The 14,926-nt window shown below is 55.0% G+C and carries 16 protein-coding genes and 1 pseudogene; 8 read left to right on the plus strand and 9 right to left on the minus strand.

Annotated elements, in window-relative coordinates; all coding sequences use genetic code 11:
* The first annotated feature begins 157 nt into the window (after nucleotides 1-157).
* On the plus strand, nucleotides 158-487 hold the full coding sequence (locus tag ACNQ0W_RS15480) for a hypothetical protein (RefSeq protein ID WP_000140246.1): 330 nt from the start codon (nucleotides 158-160) through the stop codon (nucleotides 485-487).
* Nucleotides 488-601: 114 nt separating this feature from the next.
* Nucleotides 602-1,612, plus strand: a pseudogene (locus ACNQ0W_RS15485) (radical SAM protein); the annotation flags it as partial.
* 86 nt (nucleotides 1,613-1,698) lie between these two features.
* Here ACNQ0W_RS15485 and dkgA read toward each other — a convergent pair.
* Together dkgA and yqhD are read right to left on the minus strand one after the other, a co-directional pair.
* Nucleotides 1,699-2,526, minus strand: coding sequence for a 2,5-didehydrogluconate reductase DkgA (gene dkgA / locus ACNQ0W_RS15490; RefSeq protein WP_003862493.1), 828 nt, complete (start codon nucleotides 2,524-2,526; stop codon nucleotides 1,699-1,701).
* A 105-nt stretch (nucleotides 2,527-2,631) separates the two neighbouring features.
* Nucleotides 2,632-3,795 (minus strand): alcohol dehydrogenase, encoded by a 1,164-nt coding sequence (gene yqhD, locus ACNQ0W_RS15495; RefSeq protein WP_003862492.1) that lies wholly within the window; start codon nucleotides 3,793-3,795, stop codon nucleotides 2,632-2,634.
* Between the two features lie 195 nt (nucleotides 3,796-3,990).
* Here yqhD and ACNQ0W_RS15500 point away from each other — a divergent pair, with 195 nt between their 5' ends.
* The gene (locus tag ACNQ0W_RS15500) at nucleotides 3,991-4,890 is read left to right on the plus strand and encodes an AraC family transcriptional regulator (RefSeq protein WP_062933243.1); all 900 of its coding nucleotides are present in this window, start codon (nucleotides 3,991-3,993) and stop codon (nucleotides 4,888-4,890) included.
* A gap of 45 nt (nucleotides 4,891-4,935) precedes the next feature.
* On the opposite strand, the gene yghB is transcribed toward ACNQ0W_RS15500, so the two are convergent.
* Together yghB and metC are read right to left on the minus strand one after the other, a co-directional pair.
* A complete protein-coding gene (yghB, locus tag ACNQ0W_RS15505; RefSeq protein WP_006811961.1) occupies nucleotides 4,936-5,595 on the minus strand; it encodes a DedA family general envelope maintenance protein YghB in 660 nt (219 codons plus the stop codon).
* Nucleotides 5,596-5,737: 142 nt separating this feature from the next.
* The gene (gene metC, locus ACNQ0W_RS15510) at nucleotides 5,738-6,925 is read right to left on the minus strand and encodes a cystathionine beta-lyase (protein ID WP_003862484.1); all 1,188 of its coding nucleotides are present in this window, start codon (nucleotides 6,923-6,925) and stop codon (nucleotides 5,738-5,740) included.
* 251 nt (nucleotides 6,926-7,176) lie between these two features.
* Between metC and exbB the strand changes: the two genes are divergently transcribed.
* Entirely contained in the window at nucleotides 7,177-7,908 is a 732-nt protein-coding gene (gene exbB, locus ACNQ0W_RS15515) for a tol-pal system-associated acyl-CoA thioesterase (protein ID WP_003862482.1), read from the plus strand.
* Between the two features lie 4 nt (nucleotides 7,909-7,912).
* Nucleotides 7,913-8,338, plus strand: coding sequence for a TonB system transport protein ExbD (exbD, locus tag ACNQ0W_RS15520; RefSeq protein ID WP_001251472.1), 426 nt, complete (start codon nucleotides 7,913-7,915; stop codon nucleotides 8,336-8,338).
* Between the two features lie 80 nt (nucleotides 8,339-8,418).
* On the opposite strand, the gene ACNQ0W_RS15525 is transcribed toward exbD, so the two are convergent.
* Both ACNQ0W_RS15525 and ACNQ0W_RS15530 read right to left on the minus strand, forming a co-directional pair.
* Nucleotides 8,419-8,844: a hypothetical protein gene (locus ACNQ0W_RS15525; RefSeq protein ID WP_017382748.1), complete on the minus strand. Its 426-nt coding sequence runs from the start codon at nucleotides 8,842-8,844 to the stop codon at nucleotides 8,419-8,421.
* 1 nt (nucleotide 8,845) lies between these two features.
* Nucleotides 8,846-9,250 (minus strand): hypothetical protein, encoded by a 405-nt coding sequence (locus ACNQ0W_RS15530; RefSeq protein WP_045340560.1) that lies wholly within the window; start codon nucleotides 9,248-9,250, stop codon nucleotides 8,846-8,848.
* Nucleotides 9,251-9,352: 102 nt separating this feature from the next.
* Here ACNQ0W_RS15530 and ACNQ0W_RS15535 point away from each other — a divergent pair, with 102 nt between their 5' ends.
* A complete protein-coding gene (locus ACNQ0W_RS15535) occupies nucleotides 9,353-9,856 on the plus strand; it encodes an ESA_00282 family adhesion-associated protein (protein WP_001084353.1) in 504 nt (167 codons plus the stop codon).
* Between the two features lie 43 nt (nucleotides 9,857-9,899).
* On the plus strand, nucleotides 9,900-10,388 hold the full coding sequence (locus tag ACNQ0W_RS15540; protein ID WP_040118109.1) for a TIGR00645 family protein: 489 nt from the start codon (nucleotides 9,900-9,902) through the stop codon (nucleotides 10,386-10,388).
* A gap of 72 nt (nucleotides 10,389-10,460) precedes the next feature.
* On the opposite strand, the gene ACNQ0W_RS15545 is transcribed toward ACNQ0W_RS15540, so the two are convergent.
* The gene (locus tag ACNQ0W_RS15545) at nucleotides 10,461-11,501 is read right to left on the minus strand and encodes an aldo/keto reductase (RefSeq protein WP_017382745.1); all 1,041 of its coding nucleotides are present in this window, start codon (nucleotides 11,499-11,501) and stop codon (nucleotides 10,461-10,463) included.
* 151 nt (nucleotides 11,502-11,652) lie between these two features.
* Here ACNQ0W_RS15545 and ACNQ0W_RS15550 point away from each other — a divergent pair, with 151 nt between their 5' ends.
* On the plus strand, nucleotides 11,653-13,200 hold the full coding sequence (locus ACNQ0W_RS15550) for a methyl-accepting chemotaxis protein (protein ID WP_062933242.1): 1,548 nt from the start codon (nucleotides 11,653-11,655) through the stop codon (nucleotides 13,198-13,200).
* 2 nt (nucleotides 13,201-13,202) lie between these two features.
* On the opposite strand, the gene fucR is transcribed toward ACNQ0W_RS15550, so the two are convergent.
* Nucleotides 13,203-13,952, minus strand: coding sequence for an L-fucose operon activator (gene fucR / locus ACNQ0W_RS15555; protein ID WP_047726765.1), 750 nt, complete (start codon nucleotides 13,950-13,952; stop codon nucleotides 13,203-13,205).
* A 76-nt stretch (nucleotides 13,953-14,028) separates the two neighbouring features.
* Nucleotides 14,029-14,895 (minus strand): glutathione-dependent disulfide-bond oxidoreductase, encoded by an 867-nt coding sequence (yghU, locus tag ACNQ0W_RS15560; protein ID WP_062933241.1) that lies wholly within the window; start codon nucleotides 14,893-14,895, stop codon nucleotides 14,029-14,031.
* Nucleotides 14,896-14,926 lie beyond the last annotated feature (31 nt).

The raw sequence follows: 14,926 nt of genomic DNA on the forward strand, positions 1-14,926 counted from the left end.
TGACGAAAGCAGGTATGCCTGAAAGCGTGCGTATTGCCTGAAAACACAACCCGCTACGGGGGAGACTTACCCGAAATCTGATTTATTCAACAAAGCCTCTTTTCTTTTAAAAATAAATTATTCAGATTTATTTTCTATTGATTTAATGAGGTAGGGAATGACAGAAAGTGCTTTGCTTTTGCGAGAGGCATTTAATGAATCGGTTAACTATATGACATGGTCTTTTTATTCACTGATAACTGCTTACGTTTCGATGGCTTTTTATGATAGAGTTGAGGTTAAGACCCGAATAAATAATTATCTGAATAAGTTACTTTTCGTGATTGCTATGTCCGTTTTTATCCCAAATATGTACTTTGTTTCAATGGTGTTCAGTCAGAAGTTAGGCACCGCAGCTGGCGTTGCGTCATTCATTATTGGGCTACTTTTCATGATGTTAAACTCGGCGCCTGTAATTACTGGTATCGTACAGCAGCGCAAAGATTGAGTTTTATGAGTATAGTCAGTTGGGTTTTCATCTGTTTTATCAGACTTAGAAAAATGAAATCTTTCAATTCATTGATTTTAAACGCAAAAAAATTTCTAAATGATCAGAATTATAGGGTGCTCGCTCTGTTCGATCACCGAACACGAAGGCCGTATTATTCAGAGCCGTTCCGAAGAGTCGATTGTTAACGAGATCGAAGCGATTCGCGACACGGTGCCGGGCTTTACCGGCGTGATCTCCGATCTGGGTGGTCCAACGGCCAACATGTATATGCTGCGCTGTAAATCGCCGCGCGCCGAGCAGACCTGCCGTCGTCTCTCCTGCGTCTATCCGAGCATTTGCGAGCATATGGACACCAACCACGAGCCGACGATCAACCTTTACCGTCGCGCCCGTGATCTGAAAGGCATCAAGAAGATCCTGATCGCCTCCGGCGTGCGTTACGACATTGCGGTGGAAGATCCGCGCTACATCAAAGAGCTGGCGACGCACCACGTTGGCGGTTATCTGAAGATCGCCCCGGAGCACACCGAAGAAGGCCCGCTGTCCAAAATGATGAAGCCGGGCATGGGCAGCTATGACCGCTTTAAACAGCTGTTTGATACCTATTCAAAACAGGCGGGGAAAGAGCAGTATCTGATCCCATACTTCATCTCCGCACACCCCGGCACCCGTGATGAAGACATGGTGAACCTGGCGCTGTGGCTGAAGCAGCGTCGATTCCGTCTGGATCAGGTGCAGAACTTCTACCCGTCGCCGCTCGCCAACTCGACGACCATGTATTACACCGGCAAAAACCCGCTGAGTAAGATTGGTTATAAGAGCGAAGACGTGGTGGTGCCGAAAGGGGATAAACAGCGCCGTCTGCATAAAGCGCTGCTGCGCTATCACGATCCGAAAAACTGGCCGCTGATCCGTCAGGCGCTGGAAGAGATGGGGAAAAAGCACCTGATCGGCTCGCGTCGTGATTGCCTGGTGCCTGCGCCAACGCTGGAAGAGATGCGCGAAGCGCGCCGCCAGAACCGCAACACGCGCCCGGCACTGACCAAGCACACGCCGATTGCGCATCAGCGTTCGAACGGTGGTACGGGAACGAAGAAGAACGTAAAACGTAAGACCGGTTAAACCTGTAACAATGCCCGGTGGCGCTGCGCTTACCGGGCCTACAGGTCTAACCCTCTCCCCTCCGGGGAGAGGGCAGGGTGAGGGGATCACCCGCCAAACTGATCCGGGTCCGGCCCAAGCCGTTTGCCCTGATCCAGCTTCGCAATTTCACCCAGCTCGTCTTTATCCAGGCGGAAATCCCAGACGTCGAAGTTCTCGGCGATACGCGATGGCGTGACCGATTTCGGGATCACCACCAGACCGCTATCCAGATGCCAGCGAATGACGATCTGCGCCGGGGTTTTACCGTACTTATCCGCCAGTTCACGGATGATTTTCTGGTCAAACACCCCTTCGCCGCCCTGGGCCAACGGGCTCCAGGATTCGGTCTGGATCTTGTGCGTGGCGTTCCATGAATGAAGCTGGCGCTGCTGCATCAGCGGATGCAGCTCAATCTGGTTAATCACCGGCGCGACGCCCGTTTCATCAATCAGGCGTTGCAGATGATGAACCTGGAAATTACAGACGCCGATGCTTTTTATCAGCCCCTCTTTTTGCAGTTCAATCATCCCTTTCCAGGCATCAACGTAATGGTCGATAGCCGGTACCGGCCAGTGCATGAGATAAAGATCGACGAAATCGAGCTGGAGTTTCTCCAGACTCTCCTGCAACGCTTCGCGGGGACGCTTTTGATCGTCGTTCCACAGCTTGGTGGTGATGAACAGCTCATCCCGGGGAACGCCAGCGCTGGCAAGCGCTTTTCCCACGCCGTCCTCGTTTTTATAGGCGGCGGCGGTATCGATGGACCGATAGCCGACTTCCAGGGCTTTATGAATGGCGGAGACGACCTCGTCGTTACCGGCTTTCCATACACCTAGCCCCAGCTGGGGCATCACGTTGCCGTCCTGTAGCTTGATTACGGTTTGGTTTGCCATTTTTCCTCCTTCAGGTGCTCATCGCCGGAGGGAACCTCCGACGATGTGATGTGCATTAAGTCTGGACGAAATGTCAAAAAACGAAAGTCAGGAACCTAAAAACGCTTAACGTGCCGCTTCGTAAATACGACGGCTGACGTCCAGGGTGATGTCGCCATGCTCGCCGATCTGCGTCATGCCGTGTGCTTCCAGTTTCGCCAGCAGGGCAGGGATGGAGCTGCCGTCCAGGCCGTAGCCAGAGAGACGCGTTGGCACGCCCAGGCTTTCAAAGAAGTGACGGGTGGCTTCAATCGCGGCATCGATACGCGCATCGTCGGAACCGTCGGTGATGTTCCACACGCGTTCGGCGTACTGGAGCAGTTTGGCGCGTTTAGCGTCACGTTTTTCGTTCCACAGCGCAGGCAGAACCACCGCCAGCGTCTGGGCGTGATCCAGTCCGTGCATCGCCGTCAGCTCATGGCCGAGCATGTGGGTAGCCCAGTCCTGCGGCACGCCTGCGCCGATCAGGCCGTTCAGCGCCTGGGTGGCAGCCCACATCACGTTGGCACGCACGTCGTAGTTTTCAGGCTCTTTCAGCGCTTTCGGACCTTCTTCAATCAGCGTCAGCAGAATGCCTTCCGCGAAACGATCCTGAATTTTGGCGTTCACCGGGTAAGTGACGTACTGCTCAACGGTGTGAACAAAGGCGTCGACCACGCCGTTCGCCACCTGACGCGCAGGCAGGGTATAGGTGTAAACCGGATCGAGGATCGCGAACACGGGCTGAACGTGTTCGTTCATAAAGGCCTGCTTGTCACCGGTGGTTTTACGGGAGATGACCGCGCCTTTGTTGGACTCAGAACCGGTGGCCGGCAGCGTCAGCACGGAGCCCATCGGGATCGCACTGCTGATGTCGCTGCCGCCCGTTTCCAGAATATGCCACGGGTCGATGCCGTCAGCGTAATGCGCCGCCGCCGCGATGAATTTGGTGCCGTCCAGCACGGAACCGCCGCCCACCGCCAGCAGGAAGGTGATTTGCTCCTCACGGGCGATTTTTACCGCGTTCATCAGCGTTTCATAAGACGGGTTAGGCTCGATACCGCCGAACTCGCGCACGTCCAGGCCTTCCAGAGCGCTGTACACCTGATCCAGTACGCCGGTTTTTTTCACGCTGCCGCCGCCGTAGGTAATCAGGACGCGTGCGTCCGTCGGGATTTGCGCGCGCAGGTCAGCGATAGCGTTTTTACCAAATAGAATGCGGGTTGGGGTGTGAAGATTAAAGTTGTTCATGGCTTGTTCCCTGTAGTGGGTAAAAAATCGTGGTGGCGCAGAAGGCAACCTGATGCTGCTCATTGTGGCGGGCAGGCGCTATCCTCTCAATGCACATTCCTGCCGATGTCTTGCCCATTTCTACAGCGCGCTGGAGAAACGGTAAGAAAATGCGCACACTGTCAGCGTCGGAAACCGTACCCGGAGTAACTGAAAATGAACCGTGAAGCCATCTGCCGCCAGCTAACGTCGCAGATTAAAAGACTGATAGATAACGGAAATGATTCGGCTGAGCTGCTGCCGGATATCCGATTGCTCTACGGTACTCAGCCCGGAACGCGCACCCCGGTGATGTATCAGCCCGGCATCGTGTTTCTCTTTTCTGGCCATAAGATTGGCTATATCAATGAGCGCGTGTTCCGTTACGACACCAATGAATATCTGCTTCTGACAGTACCTTTACCCTTCGAATGTGAAACTTTCGCGACAGAGGAGGTACCGCTGGCCGGGATCCGCGTCAACGTCGACATCCTCCAGTTGCAGGAGCTGCTGATGGAGATTGGGGAGGACGAGCTTTTCCGGCCGTCGATGGCGGCAAGCGGTATCAACTCCGCGACCCTGTCGGAGGAAATTCTCTGCGCGATTGAACGCCTGTTAGACGTGATGGAAAGGCCGCTGGATGCACGTATTCTCGGAAAACAGATTATCCGCGAAATTCTTTACCATGTGCTGCTGGGACCGGGCGGCGGGGCGCTGCTGGCGCTGGTAAGCCGACAAACGCACTTCAGCCTGATTAGCCGCGTGCTGAAGCGCATCGAGAGCCAGTACACGGAAAACCTCAGCGTTGACCAGCTGGCAGCGGAAGCCAATATGAGCGTCTCGGCGTTTCACCATAACTTTAAATCCGTCACCAGCACGTCGCCGTTGCAGTACCTCAAAACCTACCGTCTGCATAAGGCACGGATGCTGATGATCCACGATGGCATGAAGGCCAGCGCCGCGGCGATGCGGGTCGGGTATGAAAGCGCGTCGCAGTTTAGTCGGGAGTTTAAGCGTTACTTCGGCGTCACGCCGGGGGAAGATGCGTCACGTATAAGAACCATGCAGGGAGCCTGAGGGGAAACGGAGGCCGGGTAAGCGGTAGCGCCACCCGGCTTTTGTTTATGCGCTGCAATACTTTTTCTTAATCACCACCGCAATGGTACCCACCAGCCCTGCAACCAGCAGGAAAATCGGCAGGATCATCAGGAAAGTCATCACCTGGTCTTCATGGTGCTTAACAAAGGGGATCATATTCAGCGCGTAGCCGAGCGTGGTGACCACGCCCACCCAGAGCAGGGCGCTCAACCAGTTGAAGAACTGGAAGCGGCGGTTAGAGAGGCCTGAAATACCCGCCATGGTAGGCAACAGGGTGCGAACAAACGCCAGAAAACGCCCGGCAAGTAACGCCAGCAGGCCGTGGCGGTCAAACATGCAGGTTGCACGCTGATGATATTTATGCGGCAGCTGCGCCAGCCAGCCTTTCACCACGCGGGTGTTTCCAAGCCAGCGCCCTTGCAGGTAGCTCAGCCAACAGCCGAGACTGGCCGCAGAGGTGAGGATCACCATTGTCGGTGCGAAGTCCATCACGCCCTTGCCGATTAACGCCCCCGCGAGCAGGAGCAGGCTGTCACCGGGTAAAAATGAGGCTGGCAGTAATCCATTTTCCAGAAACAGCGTCGCGAACATCACGAAATAGACAATCCCGACGACATGCGGGTCCGCCAGCGCGGCAAAATCGTGTTGCCAGAGCGCCGTGATGATATTTTGAATAACAGCCATGGACTTTCCTGTGGAACAGCAGATATAACGCTATTGTACTCCCAATTTTGCCTGTCGGGGTTGATCGCAGGCGCATCTCATACAGACTTTTCTGCTTGCGGTGTTCAGAATTGCGTCCGGGGAGTACATTTCAGCCAGCACTTTACACGATGCGCTCAAATCCTGCCGATAAATCCGCAATTAAATCGTCCACATTTTCCAGCCCGATATGCAGGCGGATTAAGGTCCCCTCGAAGTCCACCTCGCCGCCCGGGCGCAGGGCCGCAATCTGCTCCGGCTGATTGGGCAGGATCAGCGATTCAAACCCACCCCATGAATAGGCCATGCTGAAGAGGGTAAAGTTATCCAGATAGCTTGCCAGTTCGGCGTCATTCAGGCGCTTTTTAAGAACGAATGAGAACAACCCGCTGCTGCCCGTAAAGTCACGTTGCCAGTATTCGTGGCCCTTGCTGCCCGGCAGCGCCGGATGGTTAACGCGCTCCACCTGCGGATGCAGCGCCAGCCACTGTGCAATTTGCAGGCTGCTTTCGTGATGCTGACGCAGACGCACGCCGAGTGTACGGATGCCCCGGCTGGTCATGTAGGCGGTATCGGCATCCACCATCTGGCCCATCAGGTAGGCGTTTTCACGCAATTGATCCCAGCAGCGGGCGTTAGATACCGCCGTACCGATCATGCCGTCGGAATGGCCAATCAGGTATTTGGTCGCCGCCTGAATGGAGATATCGATGTCAAATTCCAGGGCTTTAAATAGCACACCTGCCGCCCAGGTGTTGTCGATCATGATGATCGCTTCCGGCGCTATGCTGCGCACCGCCTTCACGATGGCCGGGACGTCATGCACTTCCATGGTGATGGAGCCGGGAGATTCCAGGAACACAACGCGCGTGTTGGGCTGAATAAGCCCGGCAATACCTGCCCCAATCAGCGGATCGAACCAGCTGGTGGTGACGCCGAGCTTGCTGAGTATTTTGGTGCAGAAGTCCTGGCTTGGCTCGTAAGCGGTATTGGTCATCAGGACGTGGTCACCCTGTTCCACAAACGCCAGAATGGTATTGGCGACCGCCGCCGCGCCGCACGGGAACAGCGCGCAGCCCGCGCCGCCCTCCAGTTCGCACATGGCTTCCTGCAACGAGAAATGGGTTAACGTGCCACGACGACCGTAAAACAGCCCGCCCTTCGCGCGATTACGCGTAGCGATTTTTTTATCTTCAACGGTATCAAACACCAGCGAGGAGGCGCGCTGGATCACGCTGTTGACCGAGCCCTGCGTGTATTTTTTACTGCGTCCTGCCTGCACCAGCGTGGTCTCAAGCTGCTTTTTAGTCATGTTCGCTAACCCTATTTTTATACGTCTGGACGTCCAGACTACCACGATTGTCAGAATGTGCATCCGGATGCTTATCGAATAAGCAGAAAATATTATCAAAAATTCGCATAAGAAATTTTTACTGCGTAAGCGCAAGGAAAGTGAGCGAAAATTACGGCACTATGTAAATACTAATGAGAACTACTATCAATTCGACGACGTTTTGATATTATTACGTTCAGATTTTGTGATTTGCGTCCTGGAGATACAGAGTGGGTAATAATTTGATGCAGACGGATCTCTCCGTTTGGGGCATGTATCAACATGCTGACATCGTAGTTAAGATTGTGATGATCGGCCTGATTCTGGCGTCCGTGATCACCTGGGCTATCTTCTTCAGCAAGAGCGCCGAACTTCTTTCACAAAAACGCCGCCTCAAGCGTGAGCAGAAGCAGCTGGCGGAAGCCCGCTCTCTGGATCAGGCTTCTGATATCACCTCATCCTTCCATGCGAAAAGCCTGACTACTCTGTTAGTAAACGAAGCGCAGAACGAGCTGGAACTCTCCGCAGGCAGTGAAGATAACGAAGGCATTAAAGAGCGTACCGGCTTCCGTCTGGAGCGTCGCGTTGCGGCCGTGGGTCGTCATATGGGCCGCGGTAACGGCTACCTGGCGACTATCGGCGCCATCTCCCCGTTCGTCGGCCTGTTCGGTACCGTCTGGGGCATCATGAACAGCTTTATCGGTATCGCCCAGACGCAGACCACTAACCTTGCGGTCGTCGCGCCGGGTATCGCAGAAGCGCTGCTGGCCACGGCTATCGGTCTGGTTGCCGCTATCCCGGCGGTTGTTATCTATAACATCTTCGCGCGCATGATTGGCAGTTACAAAGCCACACTGGGTGACGTTGCCGCGCAGGTTCTGCTGCTGCAAAGCCGCGATCTGGATCTGAACGCCAGCGCCGTTAAACCGGTTCATGCGGCGTCCAAACTGCGCGTAGGTTGATTGTATGGCAATGCGTCTTAATGAAAATCTGGACGATAACGGTGAAATGCATGAGATCAACGTGACGCCGTTTATCGACGTCATGCTGGTTCTGCTGATTATCTTTATGGTTGCCGCACCGCTGGCGACGGTGGACGTGAAGGTGAATCTGCCTGCGTCCTCCAGCCAGCCGCAGCCGCGTCCGGAAAAACCTATCTACCTGTCCGTGAAGGCCGATAAGTCCATGTTCCTGGGCAACGATCCGGTAACGGATGCCTCGGTTATTCCGGCGCTGGACCAGCTGACCGGCGGCAAGAAAGACACCACCGTCTTCTTCCGCGCGGATAAAACCGTCGATTATGAAACCATGATGAAGGTAATGGACACGCTGCATCAGGCGGGATACCTGAAGATTGGTCTGGTCGGCGAAGAGAAAGCGGCCGCGAAGTAAAACGAAGGCTTTTGCCGCCTTCCCTGCCGGGTGGCGGCGTCGCCTTACCCGGCCTGCATTCCGCAACAATCATTGTTGACTCACACTGAAGGCGCCGTCGGCGCCTCTTCATCAAGCGCTACACAGGTCACATTTGAAGTACGGTAATGACCTTCCGAGAGTTTCCGGGTCAGGCGCAGGGTGGCTGTCTCGCGTGCCAGCAGGTACTGATAGTTGGCCTCCAGTCGCCCGAGGATCTTCTCTTTAAGCTCAGGGCGCTGCTCAATAATGGCGTTCATCACCGCGCCGTAAATCTCCTCCTTGGCCTGCAAGGCGTAAATCTCCCGACGGTTCTGCCATTTCAGGCGCACCAGCGTGGCCGGAATCGAAACCAAATCCTGCGTAATTCGCGTCATCTCGTCATTTTTTATCTTTTTCAGGGCGTCGAGATTCTGCTTTAAGATAAATTCATCGCTTTTCTTATCATCTAAAGTCAAATAAACGTTATTACCGCTATCATCATTCACGTTAATCTTCCCCCAGGTTATAAAAAATGGGATTGTTTTTTTCACGCGTAATTAAATTAAGCCAAATTTCATTGCCAGCTTCATTTATTTGCTGCGTTTTCTCGGCCATTATTTGACTTAGCGTCTGGGCGTCTATTTCCCCTTCGGCCTGTAAATCATTCAGCAGATGAACTAAGGCTTCAATCTTGATGGCGCGAAATAAACGCTCTTTTAAATGGCGATCGTGCTCTTCCAGCACCATATTACGGGATTTGCCGGTGCGCGAAACACCAATTAATATATCGGCTTCATAGTCGGAGAGTTTTCTTTTTCCTTGAGTGAAATTCGCCTCTTTATCTGCTTCCGTCGAAGGCTGTTCCACAGGCGTAATGTGGTACTTTGCCGGGACAATATTGTCGGGCAGCATTTTAATTTCCTTTAATTTCAAAAGGGTGGGGTTGGAAAAAGGGTGAGATTCGTTGACAATATCATGAGGCAATTTTAAAATCAAAAAAAATGGAGCCTACCCATGAACAGCATTTTCTTCACGGTCATAACGTTACTATTACTGACCGCTGGCGTGCTTTTATTGATGCAAGAGTTCAATAAAACGAAAGTGTCAAAAGACGCCAGTGAACCGCCGCAGCCTGAATTGATGTCGAAAGAGGAGGGGGAAGATCATTTCTCCGTATTGATGAACGCCGTGACGCCGGTCTGGTACTGGCGAGTGAATCACGAATATATCGATTTTCTCCATGCGACAATTAAGCGAATGAAAATGGCCGAAATTAATGATACGCCCGGCCTGTTTGACGCGCAGCGCCGTTGTAGCGACCTTAATTCGGCGGTCTATAAATATTACGACAATATCAAAAAGCGCTGTCTGAATGGCGAGAAGGTGTCGTACTCCGATTTAGACGTATTAAATCTGCGCCAGTGTTTTCGCGAGTTTAGCCTGGAAGCCTACCCGGAACTGGTCGCGCTGGTCTGGCCGGAGTATGCGCGTCCGGATGTGGATCCCAACGAGGTATAGTTGAGATATACTCAGCGCTGGTTTCGTTTGCAGACAGGATTTTATGGAACGCTTCTTTGAAAACGCAATGTATGCCTCTCGCTGGCTGCTCGCACCCGTCTATTTTGGTCTCTCCCTGGCGCTGATCGCCCTGACGATCAAGTTCTTCCAGGAGATATTCCACGTCCTGCCAAACATTTTCTCCGTGGCAGAAGCCGATTTGATTCTGGTTCTGCTGTCGCTGGTGGATATGACGCTGGTGGGAGGATTACTGGTGATGGTGATGTTCTCCGGTTATGAGAATTTCGTCTCTCAGCTTGATATCGCCGAGCACAAAGAAAAGCTCAACTGGCTGGGGAAAATGGATGCTTCATCGCTGAAGAATAAAGTCGCGGCGTCGATTGTGGCAATTTCGTCTATTCACCTGTTACGCGTCTTTATGGACGCGAAAAACGTCCCGGATAATAAGCTGATGTGGTATGTGATTATCCACCTGACGTTTGTGCTGTCGGCGTTTGTGATGGGGTATCTGGATAAGATCAGTAAGAAATAAATTCACCATGCCCCTCACCCTAACCCTCTCCCTGTGGGAGAGGGCCGGGGTGAGGGCAGCAGGCCGCACTATTTATTTATCCGACGAGGCCTGCCACAAATTCAGCTCACCATCCGCAACGTGCTGGTCAATCCGCGTCAGTTCATCTTCGCTAAAGCGCAGGTTATTCAGCGCCTGAACGTTCTCTTCCAGCTGCTCCGGGCGGCTCGCGCCAATCAGCACCGACGTTACACGCTCATCTTTCAACAGCCAGCTTAGCGCCATCTGCGCCATCGTCTGCCCGCGCGCGTGCGCCATCTCGTTCAGCAGACGAAGGCTGCTCAGGTTGGCTTCCGTTAGCATTTTCTCCGTCAGGCCGCGCACTTTTTTCCCTTCGCGCTGCATACGTGAACCGTCCGGAATACCGTTCAGGTATTTTCCGGTGAGCAGGCCCTGTGCCAGCGGGGTAAAGGCGATACAGCCCGTTCCGTTTTTCTCCAGCGCGTCCAGCAGGCCGGTCTTGTCGACCCAGCGGTTAAGCAGGTTGTAAGACGGCTGGTGGATCAAAAGCGGGATCTTCCATTCGCGCAGCAATTCGGCCATTACCGCCGTGCGTTCCGTGGAGTAGGACGAAATGCCGACGTACAGCGCTTTTCCGCTCTGCACCGCGTGTGCCAGCGCGGCGGCGGTCTCTTCCATCGGCGTGTTTTCGTCTACGCGGTGAGAATAGAAAATATCCACATACTCCACACCCATGCGTTTCAGGCTCTGGTCGAGGCTGGCGAGCAGGTATTTACGTGAACCGCCCGAACCATACGGTCCTGGCCACATGTCGTAGCCCGCTTTGGTGGAGATGATCAGCTCGTCACGATACCCGGCAAAATCCTCCCGCAGCAGGCGGCCAAAATTCTCTTCAGCGCTGCCCGGAGGGGGGCCGTAGTTGTTGGCAAGGTCAAAGTGGGTAATGCCGAGATCGAAGGCCTTACGCAATAGCGCGCGCTGGGAATCGAGCGGCTGAACGTGACCGAAGCTGTGCCACAGGCCCAGCGACAGTGCCGGTAAGCGCAGGCCGCTTTTGCCGCAGTATCGGTACTGCATGTTTTCGTATCGGCCGGTGTAAGGGTGCCAGGACATGATGTCTCCTTTCTTGTCGGTGAATTTTCGAAACAACGTTTTCATTCTATGCCGACTCGATAACAAAAAAGTATATTTTCTGCGGTATCTGCCGATAACGAGGGAAGTACTCGCCTCTGGGCGAATTCACCCTCACGGCAAGGAATACTCAATGAAGATGCTTCGTAATTTCACCATCCGTTTCGTCATGCTGACGATACTGGGGATCTTTTGTGTCATGTGGGCAGGCGTGGGGCTTTACAGCACCTGGTCTCTGTCTCGTGTTTCTGATGGTAATGACGTTGACCGCCAGCTGGTCCGGCAAATGACGGTGCTGAGCCAGGGCAACGATCAGTATTTCCGTTTCGTCACCCGCCTGAGCCGGGCGATGGAAGTTAAAGCGGCGGGCGGCACGCCGGACCTGGCTCCTGCTCAGCAGGCGCTGGATAACATGAGTAAAAAGCTGGCAGAGATGAAAGCTATCTCCCCCGGCCCGATGGATGAAAAGGTATCTGCACAGGTGATTTCCACCTGGCAGGCGCTGCTCGATCGGGGCGTGACGCCGCAGATGGCGCAGGCGAAGCAGGCGACGCTCGAAGGCTATCGTCAGCATGCCAACAACGTCACGCCGCCGCTAAGCCGTGCATTCGGGTCAGCGGCTGAGAACTTTAACAACACCGCGGCGAAGGCGCTCGACAGCACGCGCGTGGTGGTCGACGGCCTCACCAGCATGACCCGGACGGTGATTATCACCGCCACGATCGTGGGTCTGTTGATCCTGCTGTTCACCGACCGCTACCTGGTGGCGATACTGGTAAAACCGCTGGATCGTATCCGTCAGCAGTTCCGCCAGATTGCGCAGGGCGATCTCAGCCAGCCGATTGAATCCTTTGGCCGCAACTGCGTGGGGCAACTGGTGCCGCTGCTGAGCGCCATGCAGGACAGCCTGCGGGAAGCGGTCAGCACGATTCGTTCCGGCAGCGAGAATATCTGGCGCGGGGCAACGGAGATCTCCAGCGGGAATAACGATCTCTCCTCGCGTACCGAAGAGCAGGCCGCCGCGCTGGAAGAGACCGCGGCCAGCATGGAGCAGCTAACCGCAACGGTGAAGCTGAACGCTGAAAGCGCGCGTCAGGCCAGCCAGCTTGCGGATGTCGCCTCCAGTACGGCCAGCCGCGGCGGGTCGCTGGTGGAAGATGTGGTTACGACCATGAGCGGCATTTCGGACAGCTCGAAAAAAATCGCTGAAATCACTACCGTCATCAACAGCATCGCCTTCCAGACCAATATTCTGGCGCTGAACGCCGCGGTGGAAGCGGCCCGGGCCGGGGAGCAAGGGCGTGGCTTTGCGGTCGTGGCGGGTGAGGTGCGTAATCTGGCCAGCCGCAGCGCGAATGCGGCCAAAGAGATCGAAGGGCTGATTGCAGATTCCGTTGCCCGCGTGGAGCAGGGGGCGCAGCTGGTGAACGATACCGGCACCACGATGGAAGCGATCCTGCGCGACGTGACGGAAGTGACCGTCATTATGAAGCAGATCGCCACCGCGTCAGAGGAGCAGAGCAAAGGAATTTCTCAGGTTGGCGTTGCCATCACGCAGATGGACGGCGTGACCCAGCAGAACGCCTCGCTGGTGGAGCAGGTTTCCGCCGCCGCCGCCGCACTGGAACGGCAGACCGAAGAACTCCAGCGCTCAGTGCAGAAATTCCGTCTCTCCGCGTAACCTCATCGTGTCAGGCCGTCTCTGGCGGCCTGACGTTTATCGCTCTGAATAATCTGTGTCACCTGCGACAGCTGACCAATTTTCACTTCGCTTGCCCGCATAAATTTACTTTTGTCGATCAGCAGCAGCGACTGGCTGGCGCGGTTTAACAGCAGCGCCTTAAAGCCCGCGTTGTGCTCGGACGGATCCCAGAGGACGCCATGCTCATCGACCCCTTCACACGAGAAGATGAACAGATCGATCTCCAGCCCTTTTAGCTGCGTCACCAGCGCCGGATTAACATAGCAGCGATACTTACGCTCAAGCGTTCCGCCGGAGCAGATAAGCGTGATCCGCTCGCGCTTTGCCATCTCGTGGCAGATAGGCAGGCTGTTGGTAAATACGGTGAGGTCGATGTCCGGCAACTGGCGCGCCAGATGAAAGCAGGTTGAGCTGGCGTCGAGGGCGATGGTCATCCCTTCGCTGATCCAGCCCAGCGCGTGGCGGGCAATATCGGCTTTGTCGGCATAATGGCTTTTCAGGCGTGCGCCAAAGGGTTCACCGCTGTCGCGGCTGTCCGGGTGAATCAGACGCGCGCGCCCGTGCTGGCGCAGAAGCTTCCCCTGCTGCTGTAACGACTTCAGATCCCGGCGGATCGTCTCTTTGCTGACGGAGAGCTTTTCAGCCAGCACCTCGGTAGTCAGCCAGTCGCTTTGACTCAGCAGGGTGATAAGGCTCTGCTGTCGGGTCGCTTTTAGCGTCTGGTCTGACATACGAGGCTCCTTGCGCACGCGTGCTGACGCATTTTTCTCATCGCGGAAGAAGGGCGGCGAACCGCCCGGTCATTGATCAGGCCTGACGTTTATCTTCCGTCTGGGTATCGAAGTCGCTTCCAGAATGGCGCTCATGCAACTGCTCGTTCAGCTCGCCGTTGGTACGGTTAACAATGCGCCCGCGTTTAACAGCCGGACGATTCGCCACATCTTTTGCCCAGCGCTGCACGTTGGTGTACTTCCCGGCATCCAGGAACTCGGCGGCGTTATACACGCTGCCCAGCGCCACGCAGCCAAACCATGGCCAGACTGCCATATCCGCAATGGTATATTCCTCACCCGCTACGTAACGACCGCGCGCCAGCTGTTTGTCCAGCACGTCGAACAGGCGTTTAGCTTCCATGGTGAAGCGATCGATAGCGTACTCAATCTTCACTGGTGCGTAGTTATAGAAGTGGCCAAAACCGCCGCCGAGGAACGGGGCCGCGCCCTGTAACCAGAACAGCCAGTTCAGGGTTTCCGTTCGTCCTGCCGGATCTTTTGGCAGGAAGTGACCAAATTTCTCGGCCAGATAGAGCAGGATATTGCCGGATTCGAAGACGCGCGTCGGCGGGGTGGTAGAGTGGTCACGCAGCGCCGGGATCTTCGAGTTCGGGTTCACGTCGACAAAACCGCTGGAGAACTGATCGCCCTCACCAATGCGGATTAACCATGCGTCGTATTCCGCGCCCGTCACGCCCAGCGCCAGCAGCTCTTCCAGCATGATGGTCACTTTCTGTCCATTCGGCGTACCGAGAGAGTACAGCTGGAGCGGGTGCGCGCCCACAGGTAGCTCTTTCTCGTGCGTCGCGCCCGAGACGGGACGGTTGATATTGGCGAACGCGCCGCCGTTATTCTGTTTCCATTCCCACACTTTCGGTGGCTGATAGGTGTTATCTGACATGTTGGCCTGCCTTTTTGGTGTTGTGTTGAGG

The sequence above is a fragment of the Enterobacter cloacae complex sp. 6730903 genome, from assembly GCF_048283985.1.
Lineage (GTDB): Bacteria > Pseudomonadota > Gammaproteobacteria > Enterobacterales > Enterobacteriaceae > Enterobacter > Enterobacter hormaechei_C.

Coding starts and splice junctions, on each gene's coding strand:
- ACNQ0W_RS15480 (WP_000140246.1), top strand. CDS start 158: ATGACAGAAAGTGCTTTGCTTTTGCGAGAGGCATTTAATGAATCGGTT.
- dkgA (WP_003862493.1), bottom strand. CDS start 2,526: ATGGCAAACCAAACCGTAATCAAGCTACAGGACGGCAACGTGATGCCC.
- yqhD (WP_003862492.1), bottom strand. CDS start 3,795: ATGAACAACTTTAATCTTCACACCCCAACCCGCATTCTATTTGGTAAA.
- ACNQ0W_RS15500 (WP_062933243.1), top strand. CDS start 3,991: ATGAACCGTGAAGCCATCTGCCGCCAGCTAACGTCGCAGATTAAAAGA.
- yghB (WP_006811961.1), bottom strand. CDS start 5,595: ATGGCTGTTATTCAAAATATCATCACGGCGCTCTGGCAACACGATTTT.
- metC (WP_003862484.1), bottom strand. CDS start 6,925: ATGACTAAAAAGCAGCTTGAGACCACGCTGGTGCAGGCAGGACGCAGT.
- exbD (WP_001251472.1), top strand. CDS start 7,913: ATGGCAATGCGTCTTAATGAAAATCTGGACGATAACGGTGAAATGCAT.
- ACNQ0W_RS15530 (WP_045340560.1), bottom strand. CDS start 9,250: ATGCTGCCCGACAATATTGTCCCGGCAAAGTACCACATTACGCCTGTG.
- ACNQ0W_RS15535 (WP_001084353.1), top strand. CDS start 9,353: ATGAACAGCATTTTCTTCACGGTCATAACGTTACTATTACTGACCGCT.
- ACNQ0W_RS15540 (WP_040118109.1), top strand. CDS start 9,900: ATGGAACGCTTCTTTGAAAACGCAATGTATGCCTCTCGCTGGCTGCTC.
- ACNQ0W_RS15545 (WP_017382745.1), bottom strand. CDS start 11,501: ATGTCCTGGCACCCTTACACCGGCCGATACGAAAACATGCAGTACCGA.
- ACNQ0W_RS15550 (WP_062933242.1), top strand. CDS start 11,653: ATGAAGATGCTTCGTAATTTCACCATCCGTTTCGTCATGCTGACGATA.
- fucR (WP_047726765.1), bottom strand. CDS start 13,952: ATGTCAGACCAGACGCTAAAAGCGACCCGACAGCAGAGCCTTATCACC.
- yghU (WP_062933241.1), bottom strand. CDS start 14,895: ATGTCAGATAACACCTATCAGCCACCGAAAGTGTGGGAATGGAAACAG.